Origin of the sequence: Serratia sp. AXJ-M (genome assembly GCF_046531865.1) — a bacterium.
GTDB classification, from domain to species: domain Bacteria; phylum Pseudomonadota; class Gammaproteobacteria; order Enterobacterales; family Enterobacteriaceae; genus Serratia; species Serratia liquefaciens.
Map to the genome: position 1 here is coordinate 3,162,631 of NZ_CP059394.1, position 26,690 is coordinate 3,189,320.

The following is a 26,690-nucleotide window of genomic DNA, read 5'->3' on the forward strand; positions in this document are numbered from 1 at the left end:
AACGCTGCGGCTCGAAAGGCGACGGGTATAATTAAGGGTAAAAATCAAATACGCAGCGCCTGGCCACCGGCAATTTGCGCCAGCATGCGTTGGCTCATGCGATCCAGTTCGACAACTTCATTCACTCCACCGGTGGCGATCGCCTCACGCGGCATGCCGAACACCACACAGCTGGCCTCGTTTTGCGCCAGGGTATAGGCACCGGCACGATGCATTTCCAACATGCCCGCCGCGCCGTCATTGCCCATGCCGGTCAGGATCACGCCAACCGCATTTCGACCGGCGTACTGCGCAACCGAGCGGAAAAGCACGTCTACCGATGGCCGGTGACGGTTGACCGCCGGGCCGTCATGCAGCTTCACCTGATAGTTGGCACCGCTGCGTGACAGTTCCATATGGCGATCGCCCGGTGCGATGTAGGCATGGCCCGGCAGCACGCGTTCGCCGTCCTCGGCCTCTTTCACCGTAATCTGGCACAGCTTGTTCAGCCGCTCGGCGAACGAGCGCGTAAACCCCGGCGGCATATGCTGGGTGATCAACAACGCCGGGCTGGTGGCCGGCAGCGGTTGCAGCACCTGCCGAATGGCTTCGGTGCCGCCGGTAGAGGCCCCGATGGCAATCAGTTTTTCGCTGCTCAACAGCGGCGTATGGCTGAGGATCGCCGGTGCCGGGCTGCTGGAGCGTTGCGGCAAGCGCGCCTTGGCCGCGGTGCGAATTTTTTCAGCTATCAGCTCGCTGTAGGCCAACATGCCTTCGCGGATGCCAAGCTGCGGTTTGGTGACAAAATCCACCGCCCCCAGCTCCAACGCGCGCAGCGTAATTTCCGACCCCTGGCCTGTCAGCGACGACACCATCACCACCGGCATCGGCCGCAGACGCATCAGTTTTTCGAGGAAGTCGAGGCCGTCCATGCGCGGCATTTCGACGTCCAGCGTCAGCACCTGCGGGTTAAACTTTTTGATCAGATCGCGCGCGACCAGAGGGTCGGGCGCGCTCGCCACCATCTCCATATCGGGATGGCTGTTGACAATTTCGGTCATCAGCTGCCGCATCAGGGCCGAATCGTCTACGCTCAATACTCTGATTTTATTCATTACCTCTCCTTGGTCAGGCCATACACGGTCTGCCCACGCAAGTAGAAATCCCGGCTGATCTGGCTGAAATTCTCGGAGTGGCCGGCAAACATCAGGCCCCCCGGTTTAAGCAAGGGCACGAAGCGGCGCAGAATGCGCTCCTGTGTCGCCTTATCGAAATAGATCATCACGTTGCGGCAGAAAATAGCGTCGAATTGCCCCGGCAACGCCCACTCTGGCGCCAGCAGGTTGAGCGCCTGAAAATTCACCCGCCCCGCCAGCTCCGGCCGCACCCGCACCAACCCCTGATGCGGACCGGTGCCGCGCAGGAAATAACGCTGCATTTGCGCCGGCGTCAGGGTACGCAGATCTTCCTGGCGATAAACGCCCGCTTCCGCTTTCTCCAGCACCTGGGTATCGATATCGCTGGCCCATACCTGGCAGCCGGTGGCGCGCTGCCCGAGCACCTCACTTAAGGTGATGGCAATCGAATAAGGCTCTTCGCCGGTCGAGGCCGCCGTGCTCCACACGCTGTAGCCGTTCGGCCGCTGACGCGCGTGCTCCGCCAGGATCGGGAAGTGATGCGCTTCGCGGAAAAACGCCGTCAGGTTGGTGGTCAGGGCATTGATAAACGCCTGCCATTCGGCGCTGTTAGGATCGCTTTCCAGCAGCGCCAAATAATCGCCAAAGTCGTTCAGGCCCAGCAGCCGCAGGCGTCGCACCAGGCGGTTATAAACCATCTCGCGCTTGTGCTCTGCCAGCACGATGCCGGCACGCTGATAAATCAGTTGGCTGATGCGACGAAAATGCACGTCCAGCAACGGCAGGCGCTGCACCATCTGCGTCAACAATGTCGCAGGGTCTCTGTTAGGGTTCGACGGCGCCGGCTTCATGCCATATCACTCAAAAAAAACGGGCTGCTTATGCGGTTTGACAATCTGGGGCTTCCTTTACCACGGGTGAAACTGCGTCTTGATGGTTGGCCTGCGCGGTGAAGTTATCGTCCGCCAGGCGGAATACCGACACCGCATCGGCCAGGGTAATCGCCTGATCCTCCAGTGCGGTGGCCGCCGAGGCGGCTTCTTCTACCAGCGCGGCGTTCTGCTGGGTTACCTGATCCATTTGGGTCACGGCCTGCGTGACCTGTTCAATGCCGCGGCTTTGTTCGTCGGACGCCGAGGCGATTTCGCCCATGATGTCGGTAACCCGAGTGACCGAACGGACGATGTCCTGCATGGTGGCACCGGAGTTTTCCACCAGCACCGAACCTTGCTTGACCCGGCTGACCGATTCGTCGATCAGACCTTTGATTTCTTTTGCCGCCTGGGCGCTGCGCTGTGCCAGATTACGCACTTCGCCCGCCACCACCGCAAAACCGCGCCCCTGCTCACCGGCACGCGCCGCTTCGACCGCCGCGTTCAATGCCAGGATATTGGTCTGGAAGGCAATGCCGTCGATAACGCTGGTAATAGCGCCAATCTTCTGCGAACTGTTGGCAATGTCATGCATGGTGGTCACCACGTCGCCCGCCAGTTCGCCGCCCTTGGCTGCGGTGGTAGAGGCGTCACGCGCCAGCTGAGAGGCCTGACGTGCGTTATCGGCGTTCTGTTTCACCGTCGCGGTCAACTGTTCCATGCTGGCGGCCGTTTCTTCCAGCGAGGCGGCCTGCTGCTCGGTGCGGGAAGAGAGATCGTTGTTGCCTTCGGAGATTTCCTGCAGGCCAATCAGGATCGACTCGGCACCGTCACGTACCGCACCAACGGTGCCGATCAGCGACTGCTGCATGCGCTGTAAACTGGCGAACAGTTGGCTGATCTCATTGCGGCCATACACCTGAATCGGCGTGGCCAGATCACCGGCTGCAATGCGGTCAAAATGACTGCGCATAATGTTCAGCGGCTGCACCAGCATATTGCGTAACCACCACATGGCGCTGCCGGTCACCACCAGCAACATCAGTACCGCACCGGCCACCAGCCAACCGGACAGGGTGAAGGATTGCTGATTCGCCGCATTGGCTTCGCTCACGTTGGCGTTTACCAACTGCAGATACTGGACAAAATCCGCTTCAAACAGATCCTGAGTTTTCTGCGTCGGCTGGTCCATAAAGGCCTGCAGCCGATCGTTTTCCAGGAAACCGATCAGCTCACGTAACGCGCTGCGCAACCGGTCGTAACTGGCTTTGGTGGTTTCGGTCAGCTGCTGTTCCTGCTCGCTGTTACGCGGCACGGCCAGGAACTGGTTGAAATAGAGGTCGGCTTTCTGCAGCGAACTGCGCGCGTTGCCCATCAAGGCATTGACCTGATCCTGCGGCAGTTTGAGCGCCGCACGGGTCCCGGCACGGTTCAGCGTATTGCGGGCCTGCAGCAGGGAAACCCAGCTCAGGCTGAGGGCGTCGCGCTGTTGGCTGCCGAGGGTGATCAGGTTCAGATTGTGGTTATCGGAACGGAAAGCGGTGTACGACAAGCCGCTGGTGGCCAACTGCATAACACAAAAAGTCATCAACAACAGAAACAAGCTGGTAGAGACGCGGATTCGGTTAAACACTATGAACCTCCTTGCAGCCGGCCGAGGGCCAGCTTACGACGGGGAATCGGCCTCCCACGTGAATGCAGGGAGGCCCAATGCCGGTTAGAACGTTTCCCAGTTATCCTGCGGATCGCTGGCGTTCATTTTTTTATGATTGAGTACCGGTGTTACTGCCGCCTTGCTGCTGACGGGCATTTTGAACTCTTCCTGACCTGCCGCTTTCAAGCGGAATACCGCCACGGACTGGGTCAGCATGCTGGCCTGTTCTTCCAGCGCCGCTGCCGCAGACGCCGACTCTTCCACCAACGAGGCGTTCTGCTGAGTGACGCGGTCCATTTCCGCCACCGCCTGGCCGACCTGATCGATACCGCGGCTCTGTTCGTCCGACGCCGAAGCGATTTCACCCATGATGTCGGTAACGCGGGTCACGGCATTGACGATATCGCCCATGGTTTCCCCGGCGCTTTCTACCAGTACCGAGCCCATATCGACGCGATTGACGGAGTCTTCGATCAGGCCTTTGATTTCTTTCGCCGCCTGGGCACTGCGCTGCGCCAGGTTACGCACTTCACCGGCCACCACCGCAAAGCCACGGCCCTGTTCACCAGCACGCGCCGCTTCGACCGCCGCGTTCAGCGCCAGGATATTGGTCTGGAAGGCAATGCCGTCGATCACGCCGGTAATGTCGGCAATTTTCTGCGAACTGCCGGCGATGTCGTGCATGGTCTGCACCACGTTAGCCACCACCTTGCCGCCTTTCTGCGCGGTTTCGGAGGCGCTCAATGCCAGTTGGCTGGCCTGACGGGCATTTTCGGCGTTCTGTTTCACCGTCGCGGTCAGCTGCTCCATGCTGGCGGCGGTTTCTTCCAGCGAGGCAGCCTGTTGTTCGGTACGTGAAGAGAGATCGTTGTTGCCGGCGGCAATTTCGGAAGCGCCGCTGTAGATGGCGTCGGCACCCTGACGCACGCCGCTGACGGTGTCGATCAATTCGCTCTGCATGTGCTTGAGGCTGGCTGCCAGCACGCCCATTTCATTGCGGCTGGTCACGGCGATCGGCTGAGTCAAATCGCCGGCGGCAATCATCTTGATGTGTTCGATCATTCGGTTCAGCGGGCGCACCAGAATGTGGTGAATACCGCTCCACACCAGCACAATCACGGCCAGTACCACCAACAGCACCACCACCAGCGTCCAGATGGCGAAGCTGAATGACTTATTGCTGTCTTCAACCGCGGTCTGGTAAAGCTTGTCGTTTTGCGCCAGATAGATGTTGTAGATGTCTTCGAACGCGTCCTGATAGCTTTGCGTCGGCTGGTCAAAGAATGCGTTGATTTTGCCTTCACCCAGCAGTTGGGTCAGTTCGGTCAGCGCGCCCTGCAAGATGCCGTATTGCTGTTTCAGCTTTTCGGCCGATTGCGCGTCCTGGCGGGCGTCGAGAGGAATTTTGTCATAGGCGGCATAGTGCTGTTCCGCAACCACCAGGTTGCTCTTGGCGCGAGCCAACAGTTCGGTGACGCTGGCGCCGCTGCCGATGTTATTGGCGTCCATCATGTGACGAATACCGGCACGGTTCAGCGTGTTGCGAGCCTGCAGCAGGTTGACCCAGCTTTCGTTCAGCTCGGACTGCTGCTGGCGAATGGTCTGCAAAACGGCGAAGTTTTCTTTGTCATTCTTCAGTGAGGAGAAAAAGAGCCCGCCTGAAACCAGCTGCAAGGCGCCAAATAACACCAGCACCAGTAACAGGCTGGTGACCACCTTCATACGATTAAACATGTTTTCCCTTGTTGAACGCCCGCGCGGACAGGCCCTGATTACGTTGATTGACAGAGTTATCGGCGCGGCAGGGAAGAACTTTATGAGGAGAGGTAACTATTTTGTGCAGAGTTTGGGTTTGTCCGGTTTTCGAATCAGGGCGCGGCATGCCGCGCCCCTACGGGTAGCGGATCAGGCGCTTTTCGCGACGCTGTCGACCAGTGACATCTCTTCGCTGCTCAGCAGCTTTTCGATATCGACCAGGATCAGCATGCGTTCGCCCAACGAGCCCAGCCCGGTGAGGTATTCGGTGGCCAGCGTCACGGCAAACTCCGGCGCCGGGCGGATCTGTTCGGTGGTCAGCGACAGCACGTCAGACACGCCGTCAACCACGATACCCACCACCCGCTGACCAAAGTTCAACACGATCACCACGGTGTTTTCATCGTAGGACACGTCCTGCTGGGCGAACTTCACCCGCAAATCGATAATCGGCACAATCACGCCGCGCAGGTTGGTGACGCCCTTGATAAAGGCCGGAGTATTGGCAATGCGCGTAACCTGATCGTAACCGCGGATCTCCTGCACCTTGAGGATATCAATGCCGTATTCCTCGTTACCCAAGGTAAAAATCAGGAACTCCTGCCCTACCGTTTCGCCAGCCAGTTTGCTGACGGTTGCCAGTCCTGCCATGTCATTCACCCTTTAAATCAATAGATTAATTATTATGCAGCCGCGTCCGTCTGACGCTGCTCGCGGTTCAGGGTTTGCAGCGCCGAGACATCGACAATCAGCGCCACGCTGCCGTCACCGAGAATGGTGGCGGCGGAAATGCCCGGCACCTTGCGATAGTTGCTTTCCAGATTCTTCACCACCACCTGATGCTGGCCGATCAGTTGATCCACCAACAGCGCATAGCGGCGGCCGGCGCTTTGCAGGATCACCACAATGCCCTGGGTGGCGTCGGTTTTGGCCCCCGCCACGTCGAACACCCGGAACAGCTCCACCAGCGGCAAATATTCCCCGCGCACCTGCAACACCCGCTCGCCACCGGCCAACGGATGCAGATCTTCAGCCTGCGGCTGCAGAGATTCCATTACCGCGTTGAGCGGCAGGATAAACACTTCATTGTTCACCTTGACCGACATGCCATCGAGGATCGCCAGCGTTAACGGCAGCAAGATCCGGATAGAGGTCCCCTTGCCCGCCTGGGAATGGATTTCGACGTGCCCACCCATTTCCTGAATATTTCGCTTCACCACGTCCATGCCGACGCCACGGCCGGAAACATCGGTCACCTGCTCGGCGGTAGAAAAGCCCGGCGCGAAAATCAGCATGCCGACGTCTTCGTCGCTCATGCTGTCGCTGACCGCCAGCCCTTGTGAAGCCGCTTTGGCGAGAATTTTCTCGCGGTTCAGGCCGGCGCCGTCGTCGGTGACTTCGATACAGATATTGCCGCCCTGATGCTCTGCCGACAGGATCAGGTTCCCCACCTCCGACTTGCCCGCCGCGAGGCGCGTGGCCGGATCTTCAATGCCGTGATCCAGGCTGTTGCGCACCAGGTGCGTCAGAGGATCGATAATGCGTTCAATCAGGCTCTTATCCAGTTCGGTAGAACTGCCCTGCAGCTGCAATTCCACCTGCTTGTTCAGCTTGCCGGCCAGATCGCGCACCAGACGAGGGAAGCGGCTGAATACGTATTCCATCGGCATCATACGGATCGACATCACCGACTCTTGCAGGTCGCGTGCGTTGCGTTCCAACTGGCTCATGCTGTTGAGCAGATCGCCGTGATTCACCGGATCCAGACTGCCGGAGCGCTGCGCCAGCATCGACTGGGTGATCACCAACTCCCCGACCAGGTTGATCAATTGGTCCACTTTTTCTACCGCGACGCGGATGCTGGTGGATTCGCTGGCCTTGGCGCGCGGTTTGGGCGTTTCTGCCACCGTCGGCGCCGGTTTGGCGGCCACGGGCGCAACGGCAACGGGAGCGACTGGCTCGATCGCTACCGGCGGCAGCTCAGCCTGAGGCGGCGTGGTGAAACTGATTTGCTCCGGCTCCAGTACAAAACACAGCACCGCGCTGATGTCATCTTCGCTGGCGGAGGTCAGCAGCGTCACTTCCAGGCTGTTTTCGGTCTGATGCGGGTTTTTCACCTCACCCAGGTTGCCCAACTCTTCCAGCATCAACGGGACTTCGTTCGGCTTCAGACCACACAGACAAACCCGCATGCCGCCTTCGATGGCCGCCGGTGCTGCGACGGCGTGTTGCGCGACGGCAGGTGCTGCGGGGGCATCTTGCTGCTGTGCGTCCAACGCAAGCTGCCGCAACGCCTGACAGATGTATTCAAAGCTGTCGACGTCAGGCTTTTGCGAAGTTTTATAAGCGTCCAGTTGCTCCTGCATAATGTCTTTGGTTTCCAGAAACAGGTTTATAATCTCGGTGCTCAGGCTCATTTTCTGACGCCGCGCACCGTCCAACAGGTTCTCCAGCAGGTGAGTGGTTTCCTGCAGCACCGAAAAGCCAAAGGTCGCCGCACCGCCCTTGATCGAGTGCGCTGCGCGAAAAATGGCGTTCAGCGGCTCAATGTCCGGAGCCAGCGGATCCAGCTCCAGCAGGTGTTGCTCCATGTCGGCCAGCAACTCGTCTGCTTCATCAAAAAAGGTCTGATAAAACGCACTAATATCCATGCTCACGGGGTCACCTCTGCTGTGAGTCGCTGTTAGTCGGTGCAGGGACAGCCGCCGGCTGCTCCGGTGCAATGAGGGTGGCCGGAGCCGTCGCCGACGGGGCCAACGGTTTTAAATCGACCGGCTGAGCAATCTCCATCGCGTTGCTTTCGCCATTTTCATGTTCAATGCCCTGCTGGGTTTGTTTGTTGAGCACCAGTACGGTAATGCGACGGTTGATGGCATCGTCGGCGCCGTGTTGTTTCAGGCTCATGGTGGCGGCCATGCCGACCACCCGCAGGACCTTCCCTTCCGACAGCCCGCCGGCGATCAGCTCGCGCCGCGACGCGTTGGCGCGATCGGCAGAAAGCTCCCAGTTGCTGTAACCGCGCTCGCCGGTGGCGTAGGGAATATCGTCGGTGTGGCCGGACAGGCTGATTTTGTTCGGCAGGTCATTGAGGATCGGCGCAATCGCCCGCAGGATGTCGCGCATATAGCTTTCTACCTGCGCGCTGCCGGTTTTGAACATCGGACGGTTTTGACTGTCGATGATCTGAATGCGCAAGCCTTCATCCATCATGTTGATCAACAGATGCGGCCGCAGCGCTTTCAGGCGCGGATCGGACTCAATCAGTTCGTCCAGTTTTTCCCGCAGCTTGTTCAGCCGCAGCTCTTCGTCACGCTTCTCGAGCGTATCAATCTGCTTTTTCACCAACCCGTCTTGCTGGGTAGGATCGTCGCCGCCGCCGGGGATCGGGCTGCTTTCAGAGCTGCTCTTGTCGCCGGAAGTCAGCGCCACCTTCAGCGGCGTGCGGAAGTATTCGGCGATTTGCGTCAGTTCCTGCGGGCTGGCAATCGCCAGCAGCCACATCACCAGGAAGAAAGCCATCATTGCCGTCATAAAATCGGCGTAGGCAATCTTCCAGGAACCCCCATGATGGCTGGCGTGATGCGACTTGCGTTTTCTGACCAAAACAACCGGGTGATTCTGTTTCATGCCTGTTCTTCTTCCGTCGCCTGCTGTGCCGGCGCCTTCACGCGACGCACATGTTCTTCCAGCTCAACGAAGGAGGGACGTTCGGTGGTGTATAGCGTTTTACGGCCGAATTCGACCGCAATCTGCGGCGCGTAGCCATTCAAACTGGACAGCAAAGTGACCTTGATGCACTGCATCATTTTGACGTTTTCGGCACTCTTTTGTCGCAACAGGGTCGCCAGCGGTGAGATAAAGCCGTAAGCCAGCAAAATGCCCAGGAAGGTGCCGACCATCGCGTTGGCGATCAACGCCCCCAGCTCGGCTGCCGGGCGGTCGGCCGAGGCCAGCGCATGCACCACCCCCATCACCGCCGCAACAATGCCGAAGGCCGGCAACGAGTCACCGACCATCGCCAGGCTGCCTGCCGGCACCTCGCTTTCCTGTTCAAAGGTTTCGATCTCTTCGTCCATCAAGGCTTCGATCTCAAAGGCATTCATGTTGCCGCTCACCATCAGCCGTAAGTAATCGGTAATAAACTCCACCAGGGTGTTATCGGCAAGAATGCGGGGATAATTAGAGAAAATTTCACTTTCCTGCGGATTATCAATATCGAACTCGAGGGAAAGCATGCCTTGTTGACGGGATTTGGCCAGCAGCCGGAACAGCAGCGCCATCAGATCCATGTAGAGATCTTTGCTGTATTTCGAACGACGCATCAGCTTGGGAATGGCGCGCAGGGTGGACTTTATTGCCTTACCGTTGTTGCCCACGATAAAAGCGCCGATACCCGCGCCGCCGATAATCAGAAATTCTGCCGGCTGATAAAGCGCGCCCAGATGGCCCCCCACAATCAGGTAGCCCCCAAAGACCGCACCCAATACCACGAGATAACCCAAAATAACTAACACACGCATTCCTTAAATTAACAATGTGGATGGAAGGTGGGCTAAGCGCGCATATGAGCCGCACAGGCACAACAGGCTGAGCTGCGCCTTTGGGTTCGGCACGCCGAACCCTGCATTTCACCAATCGGTTTAAATCTGGATAAACCGGCGCTGCCGCCGGCTCAAATTGCGCGTTTAACCTGCTCGTCCAGCAGTTGAGGAATAATATCGGCCAGTTGCGGCGAAAGTTTACGTCTTTTTACTGCGCGGGATGGGGGTTGGCATAAACTGCAAACAAAATTGTTCAACGGTTGGTGCGCGTGGGTGATAAAAGTGCCGCCGCAGCAGTTGCAGGCAGAAAGCTGCAGCATGCCGCTATCGACGAAGCGCACCAGCGTCCAGGCTCGCGTCAGCGCCAGCAACGGCGGCTCACCCGGCTGGTGCGGGCACTGTTCCAGATACAGACGGTAGGCTTTAATCACTGCTTCAACGCCCGTGCAGTGCCCGCTTTTCATCAGGAAACTGTAGGCGTTGTAGAACATCGATGAATGGATGTTCTGTTCCCAGGTCATAAACCAGTCCGTCGAGAACGGCAACATCCCTTTCGGCGGTGGACTGCCGCGTAACTCCTTATAGAGCTTGATCAAACGCCCACGGCTGAGCTGCGTTTCGCTTTCCAACATCTGCAAACGCGCACCCAGCGTAATCAGCTCCATGGCCAGCTGAATATCCTTGGCTTCCTGAACAATACTTTTCTCTGCCATCATCAAGCTCTTTTCTTCGTCGCACTGCCGTCTTTCGCCGACAGTTCTTGCAGTAAATGGCTTGAGAGCAAAATACCGGTATGGATTTGCTGCAGATCGTCCACGCGAGACTCTTTTGTCAGACGCTCGATGGTTTGGTGATCGTTAAAGCGGAAGTGGCAGACCAGCTGGTTGGTTTCAGCCAATTTGACCATTTGCGGTAACGTGAGCTGAGAAAGCGCATCGGCCATGGTTTCGTCGATACCCAAACGGAACATTGCCGAGGCTTTTTCATCATTAATCAGACGCTGTGCTAAAAGTAAATATGACAAATTGATGTCATAAATATGCTTAAGTAATTCAGACGTACCCATATTCCCCATCCCGACAGACTATGTTTAAAAACATACGCTGGGTGATAATTTTTATCGCCCGTGACCTGGGTTTGTTCCCTAAGTTGGCAATGAAGCCCTGAATAACGACCGTTATAAATTTTTCAACATCACTAAATTCGGACCATCATTCAGTATTTGATACGTGCGCAAACCAACGTGTATGGATGTACAGCATTTTGCTCCAGCGGTGTTTAATCACCGTGAAACTATTTTTACAAAATTAATAAGATTATTCCTAATGCAGCGCAACTCTACCCCTGAACCATTAGCACACACAATGTAAGTGAGAGGCAATTTTAAATACAATGTGATCTAGATCACAAAAATAAAAAATAATTAAGCCAAATAGCCCGTTACCAGTATGGTTTTTAACCGCATTTTCGCTCACAAAACAGACATAAGTAAAAAAACGTCTTAAAAACAATGTATATAAGCCAAAAAAATATCTTTTTTAGATCAATTCGAACAAAAGCATCACCAAACTAAAATAACAGAACAAAAATCTGCTCGTAGCCGATAAAGACAGTATAAATAACCGTTTAATAAACAATAAACTATCCGCATTGAAATATAACGCATGTAAACTATAAGGTTATTAGGTTTCGGATTTGACTTAAGCTTGCGGGAATCTCCTGTTTTATTTTTCGACGAATGTTCCAATTCGATTAACAACGGCTCGGTTACGTTGTAAACAAGAAAACAGAGGTAACGATTTGTTTCCTGACAAATGGAATGAAAGTCGCAAGCTTCGGGTGGTTTTTTAGGCGGGATAATGGCAAAACGTTTTATCGGCAGTATTAATTAAAACTTTAATAGTTTTTCAGCGCCACGAAAAAAATTAGATCTTGGCTGATGTTTATGCGCCGAGAATAAGTGCTGTTAGTTTCAGTAGCACTAATAAAGTAAAACGCAGTTTCGTTTTATTTTTCTCTGAGGGGCGACTATCTCATGCGGTGTGGAAAATACCGCGTCGCGGGCCGTTCGATTAATCCTGGCGACTCGGACAGGCAACCTGCTGCCGGAGCAGGGGCGCAATCGGGATAAAAAACGTCCAACCTCAGCTATAAACCGCCCTACTGGCCCCTAAAAAAAACCGGAATTCAACGCCAGGCGCATTGGCAAGCGGTTCTGCCCCCCAGCACCTTGCTCCCCAACCTGAGGCTTTCCCTATTTTGTGTACAGATCAGCAAGATGCCATTGCCGACGGCGCATGGGCATATTATTATTCTCAGAGCAGGGAAACTTGCGCGCAGACAATTATTACGTATCGCAATTTATTTATTTGAAATTAATTTTTCAGGTCGCACATCACGCTTTTGCTGCTGTCACGATGACAGAGTGATGTTTTTTCGTTCGGCTACAACTCTTAACAGGCTATATTTTAATCATGACCGATACCCTGGATTACCTGATGACTTTCCGTAAATGCACCAGCTTGGACAGCGTGGAGAAAGTGTACGACAAGCTTAACTACTCCATCGATAATGACATTGAAATCAGCAACATGTATCGCGCCGCCGATCATCGTCGCGCTGAGCTGGTTGCAGGAAAACTCTTCGATTTGGGCAAGGTGCCGAAAACGCTGTGGGCACAGGTGCTATAATTTGCATTCATTGCGCGCGCAGGTAATTTATCTTTTATTGCTAAATAACGGCCATCTGTCGCGGATTTATTGGCGCGCGTGATACAAAACACATTTATTCACTTCACCAGGCTCTACCCTTTGCCCTATCAACAGGAAACAGGAGTGGAAGATGGGATATCAAAACGTTTTGGTTACCGTCGCCGTGGCGGCAGACAGCCACCGCCTGGTTGAAAAAGCCGTCTCCATCGTACGTCCTTATAACGGCAAAATTACCCTGCTAAGCACCATCGCCAATCCAGAAATGTTCAATAACTTTGCGGGCCCCATGCTGGGCGACCTGCGTGCGCTGATGGAAGAAGAAACGCTGCTGTTTCTGGAAGAACTTCGCCTGCAGGCGGATTACCCGATTGCCAACACGCTGATCGTCCACGGCGAACTGGCCGACAGCCTGAACTATGCCAGCCAACGGCAACCTTTTGATCTGGTGGTTTGCGGTAATCACAGCGACGGCATGATGAACAAAATCTCCTGCTCTGCCGCGCGCTTTATCAATACCAGCCGTATCGACGTGCTGATCATCCCACTGTAACGCTGAGCACATTAGGCCATTCGCTCTTTTCGATGATTGACTAGACTTAGACTCTCTGTCCGCATAAGGAATGCCTGATGTCTCAGTCTACACAACAAAACCGCCGTTTTCTGTTGGCTTCTCGCCCGCACGGCGAACCTGTCGCAGACAACTTCCGTCTGGAAACCGTCGCTACGCCGCAGCCCGCCGCCGGCCAGGTGTTATTGCGCACCGTCTACCTGTCGCTCGATCCTTACATGCGAGGCCGCATGAGCGACGCGCCCTCTTATGCCCCGCCAGTGCAGATTGGCGAAACCATGGTGGGCGGCACGGTCTCACGGGTCGTGACATCACAGCACCCCGATTTCAAACCCGGTGACTGGGTATTAGGCTACGACGGCTGGCAGGATTATGCCCTGTCTGACGGAAGCGGCTTACGTAACCTCGGCCCTCATCAGGCGCATCCTTCTCGTCTGCTTGGCGTCCTGGGCATGCCGGGCTTCACCGCTTATATGGGGCTGCTGGAGATCGGCCAGCCGAAACCCGGTGAAACCCTGGTGGTCGCCGCCGCCAGCGGTGCCGTCGGTTCGGTCGTCGGTCAGGTCGCCAAACTGAAAGGCTGTCGGGTAGTCGGCGTGGCGGGCGGTAAAGAGAAATGCCGCTATGTGGTGGAAGAGCTGGGCTTCGATGCCTGTGTCGATCACCGAGCCCCAGACTTCGCTGAGCAACTGGCCGCCGCCTGCCCGCAAGGCATCGATATTTATTATGAAAACGTCGGCGGTGCGGTGTTTGATGCAGTGATCCCGCTGCTGAATACCCAGGCACGTATTCCAGTCTGCGGGATTATCGCCCACTATAACGCCACCGACCTGCCCGCCGGGCCGGACCGCTTGCCGATGCTGCAGGGCTTGATCTTACGCAAGCGCATCCGTATGCAAGGCTTCATCATTTTCGATGACTTCGCGGAAGGCTTTGATAAATTCCTGCAGCAAATGAGCGAATGGGTCGATCAGGGGAAAATCAAATTCCGTGAAGACCTGGTCGACGGACTGGAAAATGCACCGCAGGCATTCATTGGCCTGTTGCAGGGCAAGAATTTCGGCAAATTGGTGATCCGCGTCGCCGACGAGTAATCCCCACTGGGCGCGGTGATGTACTGCCGCGCCCTGCTATGCCCTCAATGCAACGCACCGCCACTGAGAGATAAATCCTCATCGACCGTCAGAGTGGTATGCACAATACTGCGTACCGCCTCAATCATTGCGGCTAACGCCAGGCTGGGTTTTCCCGGATGATTGACCGCCAGCTCATGACTGTAAGGGATGTGGATAAACCCACCTTTGATCGCCAAATTTTGGCTGGCGATATGATGGCTCAGCCCGTAGAAAAGCTGGTTGCAATTATAAGTGCCTGCCGTGTGCGACACCGCGGCCGGAATGCCTGCCTGATGTAAATGATGCACGATCGCCTTCACCGGCAGCGTGGAAAAATAGCCCACCGGTCCCCCTTCCACCACCGGGATGTCTATCGGTTGTTTTCCGGCGTTATCGGGAATGCGAGCGTCAATCAGATTGATGGCAACCCGTTCAACGGAAATTTCGCCGCGCCCGCCGGCCAGCCCCAGGCAGATCACGGCTTTGGGCCGCAGCTCTTCGATGGCGGCAATCAGCTGCTGGTTGGACAACCCCAGCACGCAGGCCAATTGACGCACCACCACTTCTGCGCCGGCGATCCGCTCTCCCGCCAGCGCCTGCGCTACCTGCCAAGAAGGGTTAACCTTATCCCCGTCAAACGGCTCAATGCCGGTCACCAATACCCTTTCCATCATCACACCTCAGGTTGTTATTGAATCCGCGTGCTCTCAGCCTAAACAACGCGCTATGATTCTGGAAATGGATTATCTATATATAGAGTATTCATAAAATGAATTTATCCAACGTCGATCTCAATCTTCTGGTGGTGTTTGAGGCGTTATACCAAACGCGTAACGTCACCGCTGCCGGCGGACGTCTGAACCGTGCCCAACCGTCGGTCAGCAATGCGCTGTCGCGCTTGCGGCTGTTGTTTGACGATCCGCTGTTTACCCGCAGCGGCGGCGGCATGTTGCCAACCGCGCGTGCTCACCAACTGATGCTGCAAATCCACCCGGTACTGGAACAAATCCACCAGACGCTGACGCCGCCGACGCGCTTCGATCCCGCGACGGCTAGCCAGCGCCGCTTCAGGCTAGCCGCCGGCGACTACGCCGATATCACGCTGCTGCCCACCATTATCAGCCGACTGCGGCAGGATGCTCCAGGTATCGATATCCGGGTTTCCCGGCTCGATCGCCGCAATGTGGTGCAACAGCTTGAGAGTGGCGAGATAGATGTGGCGTTGGGCGGGCATATCGAGGCGGTGAAGGGCATGCTGGTGCAGCCGTTGTTTACCGAAAGCTTTACCTGTATCGCCAGCCGGCATCATCCGCGGTTAGCTGCCGAAAGTTGGGGCTTGGCGCAATACGTCGGCCTGCCCCATGCCCTTTACGCCCCCTCGGACGACGGCTCCGCCCGCGGGATTATCGATCGTCGACTGGCGGAACTGGGGCTGGAGCGACGGGTGGCCGCAACATTTTCGCATATCGTGGCGCTGCCTGCGGTAGTCGCCGGCAGCGATCTGATAGCAACCCTGGCACACAGCGTCGCCAGCCAGTTTGCCGATCCGACGAAGGTGCGCTTTCTGCCGCTACCGGCAGAACTGGCGGTGAGCACGTTTTCTATCGATCTGGTTGCCGGTCGCCAGGCCCGGCGCGATCCGGCGCTGACCTGGCTGTGCGACACCCTTACCCAACTGAACTGGGGGAAGAGTGAATGAGAAGCGCCCCTCCTGCTACGATTAAGGCCCTAAGCTAGGCGCCGATTTCGGTGCGCACATCCAACAGTTCAGGGAAGAAAGTCAGCTCCAGCGCCTTTTTCAGGAAGCTGACGCCGCTCGAACCGCCGGTGCCCGTTTTAAAGCCGATAATCCGCTCTACCGTTTTCATATGCCGGAAACGCCACAGGTGGAAACTTTCCTCTATATCCACCAGCTTTTCGGCCATTTCATAGGCTTCCCAATACTTTTGTGGATGGTCATAGATCTCTTTAAAGGCCGGCAGCAGGTTTGGATTACGTTGGTAAGGTTGCGTCCAGTCACGTTCGATACACTCCTGCGGGATCGGCAGACCGTGGCGAGACAGGTAAAGCAGGTATTCATCGTACAGGCTCGGCGCTTCAAGAATGGCCTTCAGCGCCGCGTGTTTTTCCGCATCGTTGCTGAACACCGCCAGCATGGCCGCATTCTTGTTGCCGAGCAAAAACTCAATCGAACGGTATTGATGGGACTGGAAGCCTGATGAACTGCCCAGCACGTCGCGAAACTCGACGTACTCCGACGGCGTCAGGGTTTCCAGCACCGCCCATTGCTCGAACAGCAGCCGCTGGATCTGTTTGACCCGCGCCAGGATCTTGAAGCAATGACTGAGCTTATCTTGTTGCACCAGCATCCGCGCCGCCTGCAGTTCATGCAGCATCAACTTCATCCACAGCTCCGACGTCTGGTGCTGCACCACAAACAGCATTTCATCATGGTGTTGCGGGTTGGACAGCGGGTGCTGGCAGTCCAGCAGTTGATCCAGGCACAGATAGTCGCCATAGCTCATGCGTTTGGAAAAATCGGTGACAATCGCGCTTTCTAATTCCCGTTTGTTCATCTGTTATCTCCGCTGCGCCCACGACCGGAAGCGGTGTGTAGCGTGCTGCAAACAGAAAACAATAGTTCATATCGCCCCAACCCGAAGGACTATAAACGAGAGTTGCCTCGCAGATTTCAGGGTTGGTCATGTCAGGTTGATTCCCTCCTTATGTCTGCCTGGATTGAAAATCCCCGCAGTGATTATCCGCGGGGATGGGATCAGCGACTCCTGAGCATCAACATTGCTCTGCCGATCCCCGAACCGCTGAAAATCAAGGCTCTCTGTAATCTCGTCGTCGAACCATAAAGGATCGTTCGAAGGTGATCACCGTTTCGCCCGTGGATTTGATGCCCCGCGTTTCCACCGTAATGATGCCGTTGTTCGGTTGGGATTTTGACGGCCGTTTAGCCAGGATCTTACTGATGGCGTAAAGCGTATCACCGACAAAAAGCGGCTCTTTCAGGCGCACCGTTTCCCAGCCCAGATTGGCCACCGCCCTGGCAGACAATGCCTGCACGGTCATCCCGCTGACCAACGCCAACGTGATGCTGCTGTTGACCAAAACGCGGCCATATTCCGCTTGGGCGCCATAGGCCTTGTCGAAATGCAAAGGGTGCTGATTCATCGTCAACAGGGTGAGCCAGGTGTTGTCGGCTTCGGAAAGCGTGCGCCCCGGCCAGTGTTTGATCGTCATGCCGGTTTCGAAGTCTTCATAGTCCCCGCCGTGCTCTTCCTGATACTCATTTTCGCCGACTTTTCTTAACATGGTTTTTTCTCCCTGAATGGGTATAGCGCCACCGCGGCAGCGGTGTCTTCGATGGCCAGCCCCACGCTGCGAAATACCGTGGTCTGCCCCGCCGTTGCAGCGGACTCACCCAACACGAGAGCGCCCAGCTCATTCAGTCCTTCAGGCTGAATGTATCCTTCCGCCATAGCGCTTCGAATCTCCCCCGCATCCTCCCTGGCAGCCGCGCCGGTTTCCACCACGACAAAGGCGGTTTTCAATAACGCGGGGTCGACCTCAATGGCGTCCTCGTGGGTGCCGCCGATAATGTTCAGGTGGGCCCCTGGCGCTACCCAATCGGCATACACCAAAGGTTCACGGGCACGGGTTGAGGTGGTGGTGCAGATAAGATCCGCCCCCTGCACGGCCTCGAATGCGCTACTGCAAACGCTGACCGGCGCGGTGGTCAGCGTACGAGCCCAGTGCGCAAACTCTTGCGTTCTGAGCGCCGAACGGGAAAAAATGCGCACCCTGCGGATCTGCCGCACCGCCAGCATCGCCAGCAGCGTGGCCCGTGCCTGAACCCCTGCCCCGAGGATAGCAAGATCGCCAGCCTGCTCCGGAGCACACAGCTGGGTCGCCAGTCCGGCCACCGCACCGGTTCGCAACGCGGTCAGACTAGCGCCATCGAACAAGGCCAGCATCTGGCCCGTATCGATGTCGGTGAGCAGCACCACCCCATGGATCAATGGCAACCCTCTCTCAGCATTGCCGGGCGTGAGCGTAGTGATTTTAACGCTGGCGACACCGCGTCTGTTCCAGGCCGCCGGGCTGATCAACGTCTCTGAAGGACCATGCTGGAGTAAGGTCCGCGTCGGTGATTGTTCGTCACCGCGACGTAAATCCCCGAACGCCTCACTCAGCATCGCCATGACCTGCCGCAGTCGGATCTCTCCGGACATTTCAGCTGCATTGATGATTTGCATCGTCACAGGGCGATCCTCTTCAACTGCGCGGCCACTTCTACGATAAGGTCTTCTTGCCCGGCCACGGCCTGACGTTTTCCCAATTCGAAGAAGACGTCACGCGGATCGACCCCCGCAGAGGCCGAATGGCTTAACACCGGATTTTTAAAGCCGGAAAAAACGCCGGCCAGGCCACTGACAATGCCCACGGAGTCGATCATCGGTGGAGTGACCATCAGTTCCCGGGCGGCGAGCTCGGCGGCGTCGAGAAAATGATAAAGGTCGATGCCGGTGTTGAACCCCAAACGTTCCAGTACCGGTACCAGAACTTCAAGTTGGGTGTTCCCTGCCCCAGCCCCGAATCCGCGGGCACAGCCATCAATCACGCTAGCGCCGGCCTGAGCGGCGGCAACCGAGTTGGCCACCGCCATGCCCAAATTATTGTGGGCGTGGAAAATAAGCGGCACATCCACCTGCCGCCGCATCGCGGTGATGCGTTCGGTCACATCCTGCGGCAACAGGTTGCCGGCAGAATCCATGATGCCGACGGCCTGCGCACCGTACTCCACCAGCAGTTGAGCCTGATCGGCTAACTGTTGGGGAGTGGCCATATGGCTCATCATCAGTACCGCATGCGCTTCTGCCCCGTGATCACGCAGCCATCCCAGATGACGTTCGGCCAGGGTTGCCTCAGTGCAATGGGTACCGATGCGCACCACATCCGCACCGCAGGATAACGCCTTCGACAGATCGACGATGGTTCCCCAACCGGGCAGCATAAACACGCCCATCTTGCTGTTTTGCAAACACTCGCGCACGGTGTTCAGCATGGTTTCATCACTCAACGCCGCGCGCCCGACCTGATACGAGGAGGCGCCAAGCCCGTTGCCATGGCCAACCTCGACAATCGCCACTCCCGTTTTATCTACCGCCGTCGCGTAGTCTCGTAACTGAGCCACCGTGAGCTGATGCTTCACGGCGTGTTGACCATCACGCAGGGTTGAGTCGTTAATCAGAATGGCCATTAGCCCCCTCCGTTTTATTTCGATAGCTCGCATACTGTTCGGCAACCAGGATGGCGGCAGAATTAATCAGATCCAGATTCCCGGCGTATTCAGGCATCACCTTGCTGCTGGCAACCACCTCCAGCGAGATCGAAACGCGTCCTTCGCTGACGTTAAGAGCGGTAAGCGAATAGCCCGCCGAGAATCCCCGCACCGCCTCAACGGCCTCAGCAAGCACCGGAGTGATCTGTTCCTTTGTGACCCCTGGAATACCGGCGAAAATGGTGACCCTGAACATGGCGGGTGGCGCGGCCGGGCTGATGTTGAGGATCGCCTTGGTGTTGGCTACGCCGGTAAAAGCGCTGAGCGCCCGCTGCGTGGTGTCCACATATTCGTCGATGTTGATCCGGGTGGCCCGCCCCAGAATATTGCTGGCGACGGTCGCCACCACCTCGATATCGATGATGCGAAAATGTCGGCTCAGGGCATGCAAAATGGGTATCGACGCCTGTCCACCGCAGCTGATCAGGCTGACATTGCGCTCGGTCAGCGCCTCGGTTCCCGTCACCGTAGGCACGATCATTTTGCCCAGGTGGCTGGGGGTTAAGTCGATCATTAAGGAGCCCAACGGACGCAGCAGCGCCCAATGCCTGACATGCGACATCGCGTTGGTGGCGTCGAAAACCACATCAAAAGGCGTTGGCGACGCCAACACAGCGTCAATGCCACCGGCGCTGGTCGGGCAACCCAAGCGGGCTGCGACCTCAAGACCGGCGGAGTCCTTGTTGCGCCCCGCCAGCAACCCGCAATGCAGCAGCGGGGAACGCTGGATCTTATTGACCAGATCCATGCCGATGGCGCCGGTTCCAATGACAGCGACGGAGAGCGTCATGAGTTACCTCTACTGAAACGAGCGGCCCAGGCCTTGCCTGATTGCAGGGTATTGCGCGCCATGCGGGCAAAAGGCGGCCCCACCATGTGTCCATCCAACAAGGCAATTCCCCCTTGCGCCGCTTTCACAGCATCGGTAATGCGGCTTGCCGCCAAGAGTGCGCTCTCGCAGGGCCGTAACGTCGAGTTGATCAGTTCGAGCTCGCTGGGATGAACGGTGGCTTTGCCATGGAAACCCAGATCTTTGACGCACTGAATTTCATTGGCCAACACGTCGGGTTCGGAAAGCCGATAGTTGGCGGTATCGATACAGCCAATACCATGTCTGGCACTCGCCAACACCATCGCCTGACGAGCGGCCAGCATCCCCGACCAGGTGATCGGCACCCCTAAAGTGGCCGCCAAATCTGCAGAGCCGAAAATCAGCCCATCCGCCACCGCCGCGACATTATCCAGATCGGTAATGGCCTCGACGGTCTCTATCGTCAGGTAAATTTCTGGGAACCTTCCGGCTGAGGCGAAGGTTTCACGCAGGAAAACCACCTCGGCAGGGGTTCGAACCATCGACATCACGATAAAACTGGGCGTGGTTTGACCGGAACACAGCATCACCAGATCATGCAAAGCGTCAATCGTGCCCAGCGCGTTGATTCGCACGGCAATATTGGCAGAGGGCGGTGCATTATCGAGAGCCGTACGGCAGATGTTTCTGGCCTCTGCCTTGGCCGGGCCAGGAACAGAGTCTTCCAGATCCATCAAATGCACATCAGCGTCATAAGACAGAGCCTTGACCACACGGTTTAGTGACAAGGCCGGCGTGTACAGAATGCTGCGGGGAACAGCCCGGGTGATATCCGTCATTGCGGCCCCCTGACAGCAGAGATCACCTGGCACAGGCCTCGGATCTGCTCTTGCGTTTGTCCGGCTCGCATCATGACTCGCAGGCCGGCGGTGCCTTTGGCGACGATAGGGAAAAACACCGGCGAGACATAGAAGCCAGCCTCGATCACCTGGCGCCCCGCCTCGATCACCCGGTCATCGCTCATCGGCACCAGGCGGATCGGATAGGTATTGCCGCTTTGCTCCGTCGGGATCAGGGAATCGAACAGCGCGATGTTGTCGTACAGTTTCTTTTGTAACCGGGGCAATTCATCCGTGCGGTGAATTTCCGCCGACGCCAGGCTGGCGCCGATGGCCGCCGTATTCAGGTTTTGCGAGTAGTTGAGCCCGCCGCCAAAGCGTTCGACCAGGCGCAGCATCTGCTGCGAATAACCGTTGAGCAATATCGCCGCCCCGCTGGTGCCGAAAGCTTTGTTGAGCGTGACCACCATAATGGTGTTTTCATCCAACGCCGGACTATGGGAACGAACATAGCCAACACCGCGTTCGCCATAAGCGGAGATCGAATGCGAATCGTCGTAAAACACCATCAGGCCGTATTTGTCCTGCAGTTCAGCCAGGGCTTTGACCGGAGCATAGCCCCCCAGGCTATCGCTGCCGTCGACCACGTAACAGACCCGTTGATATTGCTTGCAGCAGTCTTCAATGAAATTCAAATCATGATAATTGCAGGTGACGACTTCGGTTTCATCGGCACAGGCGGGTTTGGCAGCCGCCAGCGACACGTGGGCGTGCTTATCGAAAATCATCAAAGGCCGCACACCGTTGCCTAAATGGCCCGAAGCGATAAGAGGAAGCAAGCCGCCGCTGACGCTGCTCGCTGACACGCCGCTGAGTACATCAGCCTGGAACAGCTCACCCAGCGACGCTTCCAACTCCTTCATGGCAGGGAGCTGGACCCGGCTGCGGGCAATGCAGTGATCCAACACGCCGTAGCGGCGCACCGCGTCGATAGCACCTTCGACCACCTTGCTGTGGGAGTCCAGGTTCAGGTACGAGCAGCAGCTGAAATTGACAAACTGATGGCCACTTTGGGTAGACAACAGGTCGTTATCGAGCCCGGCAACGATACCCGCAAGGCCGTTTTGCTCTGACATATCCCAGAAAGGATTGCCTATGCCGATGGCCTTATCGTTGTTGCGGAATTTGTTCGTGGGAATGATCTGCTTACGGCTGCTCATCAAGTGCCTTCCTCTTGGTGGGTTCTGGTTGATAGTTGTAGATGCCTTTAAACTTGCGGTAAGCCGCCGTGTAGAGCGCGGAGTAGAAAACATAAGGACGACGCAGGATTTTCAGATCCCACAGCCAAAAATTAACGTTGATATTCAGGTCGTCTAAAGATTCGGCCTGGTGCCACCACCCCAGCGGCAAATACAGCATTTCGCCGGGTTCTAAAATAAAGTCGCGGCGCTGCGGGATTTTTGCCGCCAAGCGGGGAAAACGCTGCGGGTCGATATTGTCAAAATCAAAGGCCTGCGATTTATCGCCGAACCCCTGCAGGATAGATCGCGGATAGTAATCTCTGCGGCCCGGAGGAAAAAGAATGAACCGTTTTCTGCCCTGCAAAGAAATATTAAAGTTTTCCAGCTCATCGAAATGGCTTTGGGTAAATACCCCGTGGTAGCTGACCCATAAATTGGCGGCGTTCAACCCACGACGGGAGGCCAACAGGGAAAAAGCATCAAAGCCAAGGATATTATTGACGTCCTCGGGGCGGTGCATAATATTGGACACCACGCGATACCAGGTATTGTTGTCGCTTTGGTACTCTTTATTTTCCAAAAAACCACGCAGCTGAATTTTCATGGTTTGCCAGCGTTCGGTATTTTCTTTATTACTGGCCTCTCGGAACAAGGTGACATTGTCATCGCCCAAGCGTTGTGAAATCAGGTCACTCGCCCCTATGCTGGTATCAATGGGTAAATCGGTAATAATGACCGGGACGTCGGCTCGGAAAATAGCTTCAACACCAAAGGCGACGAACTCTTTAAAGGTCATGCGCGGAACGGGAACCCCCGTCGTTAACTGTTTCACGATTGCCGTTTTCCTGTTTCGAAAATAATAATGTGAGGCCCCGATATTCTGGGGCGTAGTTTTTATTTATTGCTGAGTAATTTCTGGCTAAACAGGCTGGATAATAAAGCGAGTGTTCCGGCGGCCATGGCTACCCAGGCCACCTGACCCGCTCCGCTTTGATCAGAAAGCTGTCCACCCACCGAGACGCCCAGTGAAAAGCCCAGCCAGCCGGCGCTGGACAACCAGGAGAAGCCTTCGGATAAACACCCTTTCGGCGTCAAGGACTCCAGCAGGTTGCTGCAGGTGATCAATAACGGCGCCACAGACAGCCCGGCGACGAAAGCGGAAATGCCCATGACAACGGGAACGCTGGTGAAAATCAGCGGGAGCGTGCCGGCACACAGGGTGGCGGAGGTGATCAGCAGCAGGCGAGGTTGCGATAAGGTCCAGTTCATGGCGCCGTAGCAGGTGCCGCCCACCAGGCTGCCCGCGGCGCAAATGGATAACAGCACGCCGGCGAGGGTTGGATTGCCTACTTCTTTGGCGTAGGCGATCATCATGACGTCGATTGAGCCAAGAAACAGGCCTACCGCCGCATAGGAGATCATTAACGCCCGTACCCAGACCATGCTGATTGCCCGACGATCGCTTTCTGCGCTCTTGTGCACAATAACCGGCTCAGAACGCCGATGTAACACCAGGGCCAGAGAACCACTGAAGGTGAGCGCGGCGCATAACGCCAGCCCCGCTGCGGGGTGCCATGCCGTGGCCAAAACAATGGCGATTAACGGCCCCAATAAGAAAATGATCTCATCAAGCACGGTTTCTAACGCGTACGCGGTTCGTAGCGCTTCATCGGTCACCATGGAGGCCCAGCGAGTACGAATAAATCCATCCACCGGCACCGACGAACAACCGGTAGCAATGGCCGCGGCCATAATTGCCCATAAGTGCATATTCAGCAGCACCAAGCCAATTAACGAAAGGATCGCAATGACGTGGCAGCAGCAGGTAATAATAAGCACCTTTCGCTGACTGAATTTATCGGCAAATCGGCCTAATACCGGGCTGGCTATCGCCTGCGTAATCATTAATGTTCCCGCCACGGTTCCGGCAATCCATAACGAGTCCATAGTGGCGGAAATCAACATTATGCAACTGATGGACCGCATCGCCACCGGAAACCTGACCAGCAGGCCAAACAATGAAAGCGTCGCATGTCCGGGATCAGACAATAATCGGGTATAAGAACCAAAACTGAACTTGGACTCAACGGCCTCTGTTTCCATAAGGTGCTCTCAATAGATATTCGCTAAAAGAACGAATGAATATATCAATCGAACATACCCACTCATTTATTTGATCGGGCACACTCAATGAAATAAATAACTTAACTATTTATGCGTAACAATAAAGCGAAGGTAACGCTCAGGCATTAACCCCTCCCGAATGGAGCTCAGACCATAGAATATTGTTCGCGTTGAAATCATCTTGGTTAATAATTATTAATTCGCCATCTTAAAAAGTCCCCGAAATTTATCATAAACAATTTTAATGCATGGGCATTAAGAATTAGCAACGCTAATCATTATTTACAAGAGCGTTTTTGCATCACATTGATGCGTTATTGCATTCATATTTAATTACAGTGAGTTAAGTGTTAATTATGGTGAAAATAATAATTTTCAGTCTGCGAATGACGCCCTTTGAACCAAACTCTCAGGGCCCTCTGGCGCTATAGCGGCGCAGAAAACAGAAACTGTGCCGTAATCGTCATTTTTACTCCCTATTGGAGCCAAGTATTCCTGCCGCGCTTTATTTATGATGAAGGTTTGACGCGCGGGGACATTGGCCCTGACATTAACATCACGCGAGGAGAACACATGGCTACAGGCATTGGCGGTAGTACGCCACAACAGGCCCTGGAACAGCTGCAACCGCTCACGGACAACCCGCCTGAAATCGCCGCGGTGGAATACCGGCAACGCATTCAGCACGCGCAGCGCCTGATGCGCGACAACGGCATTGACGCCTGCTACCTCAATGCCGGCAGCAACCTGCTCTATTTTACCGGTACCGCCTGGTCGCCCAGCGAACGTATGGTGGGCGCGGTGATCCCGGCCGAGGGGGAAATCGCCTATATTGCGCCCTGGTTTGAGATCGGCACGTTCAAGGACGCGCAGGTGATTGAGGGGGAGATATTTAGCTGGCATGAGGAAGAAGATCCCTATCGGTTGTTCTTCACCGTACTGGCCGCGCGTGGGCTGACGGGTTCGGGCCGCCAACTCAAAGTGGCCATTTGCGAAACCGCGTCGGTCACGCTGTTCCTCGGCCTGCAACAGCATGCCGGTGAAATAAAGTTGGTCAGCGCCCTGCCGATCACCGGGTACTGCCGCAGCCGCAAATCGGCGGCCGAAATTGCGCTGATGCAAACCGCGAATAACATTACCCTGCGGGTCCAACAGGCGGCGGCAAGCATATTGCGCCCAGGGATCACCGCCAGAGAGCTGGTCGAGTTTGTCGATCAGGCCCATCGCAAAATGGGCACCACCGGTTCTTACTTCTGCATTGCACTGTTCGGATCCGATAGCGCGTTTCCTCATGGCGTTAAAGCCCCCAACCCGCTGCAACATAACGATGTCGTGCTGCTGGATACCGGCTGTCGCTACAAGGGCTACCTGTCCGATATCACCCGAACTTATGTCTACGGCGAAGCCAACCCGCGCCAACGCTTTGCCTGGCAGGCTGAACATGATGCGCAGGCTGCGGCATTTGCTGTAATCGCGCCCGGCGTGCCCTGCCATAAAGTGGATGACGCCGCGCGCGAAGCGCTGGCTTCTCATGGTTTTGGGCCGGATTATCAGCTGCCGGGGCTGCCGCACCGTACCGGTCACGGTATCGGGCTGGACATTCATGAAGCGCCGTATCTGATCCGCAAGCAGCAGGAGCCGCTCGACGTGGGCATGTGCGCCAGCATCGAACCCATGCTATGCCTGCCGGGCGAGTTCGGCATTCGCCTTGAGGATCATTTCTACGTCACCAAAGACGGAGCGCGCTGGTTTACCGCGCCGGCGAAATCTATTGATGCCCCCTTTGGTTGAGACTCCTGATCCCCCCTTCGGGCGGCGATGCCGCCTGAATTAAAAGATTAACCCTGCCATAAAAATAGTGGTTATTAATATCGATTTAATTTAGTCATCTTATTTAATTTTTCAGGTTAATATAATCATTAATTTATAACGCCACCGTAACCCAAGAATGAAATAACGGTTGATATGACAAATGAATTGAGTTAATAATT

Annotated in this window: 25 protein-coding genes; 5 read left to right on the forward strand and 20 right to left on the reverse strand. The window is 55.9% G+C overall.

Going from position 1 to position 26,690, the window contains the following annotated elements; genetic code table 11:
• Window positions 1-44: 44 nt before the first annotated feature.
• The 10 genes from H0S68_RS14835 to flhD form a co-directional block, all read right to left on the reverse strand.
• The gene (locus tag H0S68_RS14835; protein WP_048760294.1) at window positions 45-1,094 is read right to left on the reverse strand and encodes a chemotaxis response regulator protein-glutamate methylesterase; all 1,050 of its coding nucleotides are present in this window, start codon (window positions 1,092-1,094) and stop codon (window positions 45-47) included.
• Window positions 1,094-1,966 (reverse strand): protein-glutamate O-methyltransferase CheR, encoded by an 873-nt coding sequence (cheR, locus tag H0S68_RS14840; RefSeq protein WP_046373240.1) that lies wholly within the window; start codon window positions 1,964-1,966, stop codon window positions 1,094-1,096. Before cheR ends, H0S68_RS14835 begins: the two co-directional genes overlap by 1 nt.
• 28 nt (window positions 1,967-1,994) lie before the next feature.
• On the reverse strand, window positions 1,995-3,620 hold the full coding sequence (locus H0S68_RS14845) for a methyl-accepting chemotaxis protein (protein WP_020827535.1): 1,626 nt from the start codon (window positions 3,618-3,620) through the stop codon (window positions 1,995-1,997).
• Window positions 3,621-3,704: 84 nt separating this feature from the next.
• Entirely contained in the window at window positions 3,705-5,375 is a 1,671-nt protein-coding gene (locus H0S68_RS14850) for a methyl-accepting chemotaxis protein (RefSeq protein WP_046373238.1), read from the reverse strand.
• A gap of 171 nt (window positions 5,376-5,546) precedes the next feature.
• A complete protein-coding gene (gene cheW / locus H0S68_RS14855) occupies window positions 5,547-6,047 on the reverse strand; it encodes a chemotaxis protein CheW (RefSeq protein WP_020827537.1) in 501 nt (166 codons plus the stop codon).
• A gap of 32 nt (window positions 6,048-6,079) precedes the next feature.
• Window positions 6,080-8,053 (reverse strand): chemotaxis protein CheA, encoded by a 1,974-nt coding sequence (gene cheA / locus H0S68_RS14860; RefSeq protein WP_410528804.1) that lies wholly within the window; start codon window positions 8,051-8,053, stop codon window positions 6,080-6,082.
• A 4-nt stretch (window positions 8,054-8,057) separates the two neighbouring features.
• Window positions 8,058-9,023 carry a flagellar motor protein MotB gene (motB, locus tag H0S68_RS14865; protein WP_020827539.1) on the reverse strand — a complete coding sequence of 322 codons (966 nt, stop codon included), beginning with the start codon at window positions 9,021-9,023 and terminating at the stop codon, window positions 8,058-8,060.
• Entirely contained in the window at window positions 9,020-9,910 is an 891-nt protein-coding gene (gene motA, locus H0S68_RS14870; RefSeq protein ID WP_020827540.1) for a flagellar motor stator protein MotA, read from the reverse strand. The genes motB and motA overlap by 4 nt, the downstream gene beginning before the upstream one ends.
• Before the next feature lie 158 nt (window positions 9,911-10,068).
• Window positions 10,069-10,653 (reverse strand): flagellar transcriptional regulator FlhC, encoded by a 585-nt coding sequence (flhC, locus tag H0S68_RS14875; RefSeq protein ID WP_020827541.1) that lies wholly within the window; start codon window positions 10,651-10,653, stop codon window positions 10,069-10,071.
• Window positions 10,653-11,003 carry a flagellar transcriptional regulator FlhD gene (gene flhD / locus H0S68_RS14880; protein ID WP_122079707.1) on the reverse strand — a complete coding sequence of 117 codons (351 nt, stop codon included), beginning with the start codon at window positions 11,001-11,003 and terminating at the stop codon, window positions 10,653-10,655. The genes flhC and flhD overlap by 1 nt, the downstream gene beginning before the upstream one ends.
• Window positions 11,004-12,411: 1,408 nt before the next feature.
• On the opposite strand from flhD, the gene ydgT reads away from it, so the two are divergent.
• The 3 genes from ydgT (at window position 12,412) to H0S68_RS14895 (ending at window position 14,310) form a co-directional block, all read left to right on the forward strand.
• Window positions 12,412-12,627 carry a transcription modulator YdgT gene (gene ydgT / locus H0S68_RS14885; RefSeq protein ID WP_012145712.1) on the forward strand — a complete coding sequence of 72 codons (216 nt, stop codon included), beginning with the start codon at window positions 12,412-12,414 and terminating at the stop codon, window positions 12,625-12,627.
• A 151-nt stretch (window positions 12,628-12,778) separates the two neighbouring features.
• Complete coding sequence (uspC, locus tag H0S68_RS14890) at window positions 12,779-13,198, forward strand: universal stress protein UspC (RefSeq protein ID WP_142815036.1); 420 nt, start codon at window positions 12,779-12,781, stop codon at window positions 13,196-13,198.
• A 77-nt stretch (window positions 13,199-13,275) separates the two neighbouring features.
• Window positions 13,276-14,310 carry an NADP-dependent oxidoreductase gene (locus H0S68_RS14895; RefSeq protein ID WP_128865374.1) on the forward strand — a complete coding sequence of 345 codons (1,035 nt, stop codon included), beginning with the start codon at window positions 13,276-13,278 and terminating at the stop codon, window positions 14,308-14,310.
• A 44-nt stretch (window positions 14,311-14,354) separates the two neighbouring features.
• Here H0S68_RS14895 and pcp read toward each other — a convergent pair whose 3' ends face one another.
• The gene (gene pcp, locus H0S68_RS14900; protein WP_048760299.1) at window positions 14,355-15,002 is read right to left on the reverse strand and encodes a pyroglutamyl-peptidase I; all 648 of its coding nucleotides are present in this window, start codon (window positions 15,000-15,002) and stop codon (window positions 14,355-14,357) included.
• 98 nt (window positions 15,003-15,100) lie between these two features.
• Between pcp and H0S68_RS14905 the strand changes: the two genes are divergently transcribed.
• Window positions 15,101-16,030, forward strand: a complete 930-nt coding sequence (locus H0S68_RS14905; RefSeq protein WP_410528805.1) for a LysR family transcriptional regulator — start codon at window positions 15,101-15,103, stop codon at window positions 16,028-16,030.
• A 34-nt stretch (window positions 16,031-16,064) separates the two neighbouring features.
• Here H0S68_RS14905 and kynA read toward each other — a convergent pair whose 3' ends face one another.
• The 9 genes from kynA to H0S68_RS14950 form a co-directional block, all read right to left on the reverse strand.
• Window positions 16,065-16,907 (reverse strand): tryptophan 2,3-dioxygenase, encoded by an 843-nt coding sequence (kynA, locus tag H0S68_RS14910; RefSeq protein ID WP_020827548.1) that lies wholly within the window; start codon window positions 16,905-16,907, stop codon window positions 16,065-16,067.
• Between the two features lie 253 nt (window positions 16,908-17,160).
• The gene (locus H0S68_RS14915; protein ID WP_020827549.1) at window positions 17,161-17,655 is read right to left on the reverse strand and encodes a MaoC family dehydratase; all 495 of its coding nucleotides are present in this window, start codon (window positions 17,653-17,655) and stop codon (window positions 17,161-17,163) included.
• On the reverse strand, window positions 17,649-18,599 hold the full coding sequence (locus H0S68_RS14920) for an ornithine cyclodeaminase family protein (protein ID WP_142816396.1): 951 nt from the start codon (window positions 18,597-18,599) through the stop codon (window positions 17,649-17,651). Before H0S68_RS14920 ends, H0S68_RS14915 begins: the two co-directional genes overlap by 7 nt.
• 2 nt (window positions 18,600-18,601) lie before the next feature.
• On the reverse strand, window positions 18,602-19,603 hold the full coding sequence (gene dmpG / locus H0S68_RS14925; RefSeq protein WP_048760305.1) for a 4-hydroxy-2-oxovalerate aldolase: 1,002 nt from the start codon (window positions 19,601-19,603) through the stop codon (window positions 18,602-18,604).
• Window positions 19,587-20,474, reverse strand: a complete 888-nt coding sequence (locus tag H0S68_RS14930; RefSeq protein ID WP_142815034.1) for an acetaldehyde dehydrogenase (acetylating) — start codon at window positions 20,472-20,474, stop codon at window positions 19,587-19,589. The genes dmpG and H0S68_RS14930 overlap by 17 nt, the downstream gene beginning before the upstream one ends.
• The gene (locus H0S68_RS14935; RefSeq protein ID WP_187961596.1) at window positions 20,471-21,334 is read right to left on the reverse strand and encodes an HpcH/HpaI aldolase/citrate lyase family protein; all 864 of its coding nucleotides are present in this window, start codon (window positions 21,332-21,334) and stop codon (window positions 20,471-20,473) included. The genes H0S68_RS14930 and H0S68_RS14935 overlap by 4 nt, the downstream gene beginning before the upstream one ends.
• Entirely contained in the window at window positions 21,331-22,554 is a 1,224-nt protein-coding gene (locus H0S68_RS14940) for an aminotransferase class I/II-fold pyridoxal phosphate-dependent enzyme (RefSeq protein ID WP_020827554.1), read from the reverse strand. Before H0S68_RS14940 ends, H0S68_RS14935 begins: the two co-directional genes overlap by 4 nt.
• Complete coding sequence (locus H0S68_RS14945) at window positions 22,541-23,407, reverse strand: cupin-like domain-containing protein (protein ID WP_197022773.1); 867 nt, start codon at window positions 23,405-23,407, stop codon at window positions 22,541-22,543. The genes H0S68_RS14940 and H0S68_RS14945 overlap by 14 nt, the downstream gene beginning before the upstream one ends.
• Window positions 23,408-23,469: 62 nt before the next feature.
• A complete protein-coding gene (locus H0S68_RS14950; RefSeq protein ID WP_130016346.1) occupies window positions 23,470-24,678 on the reverse strand; it encodes an MFS transporter in 1,209 nt (402 codons plus the stop codon).
• A 594-nt stretch (window positions 24,679-25,272) separates the two neighbouring features.
• Between H0S68_RS14950 and H0S68_RS14955 the strand changes: the two genes are divergently transcribed.
• Window positions 25,273-26,490 carry a M24 family metallopeptidase gene (locus H0S68_RS14955; RefSeq protein ID WP_130016347.1) on the forward strand — a complete coding sequence of 406 codons (1,218 nt, stop codon included), beginning with the start codon at window positions 25,273-25,275 and terminating at the stop codon, window positions 26,488-26,490.
• Window positions 26,491-26,690 lie beyond the last annotated feature (200 nt).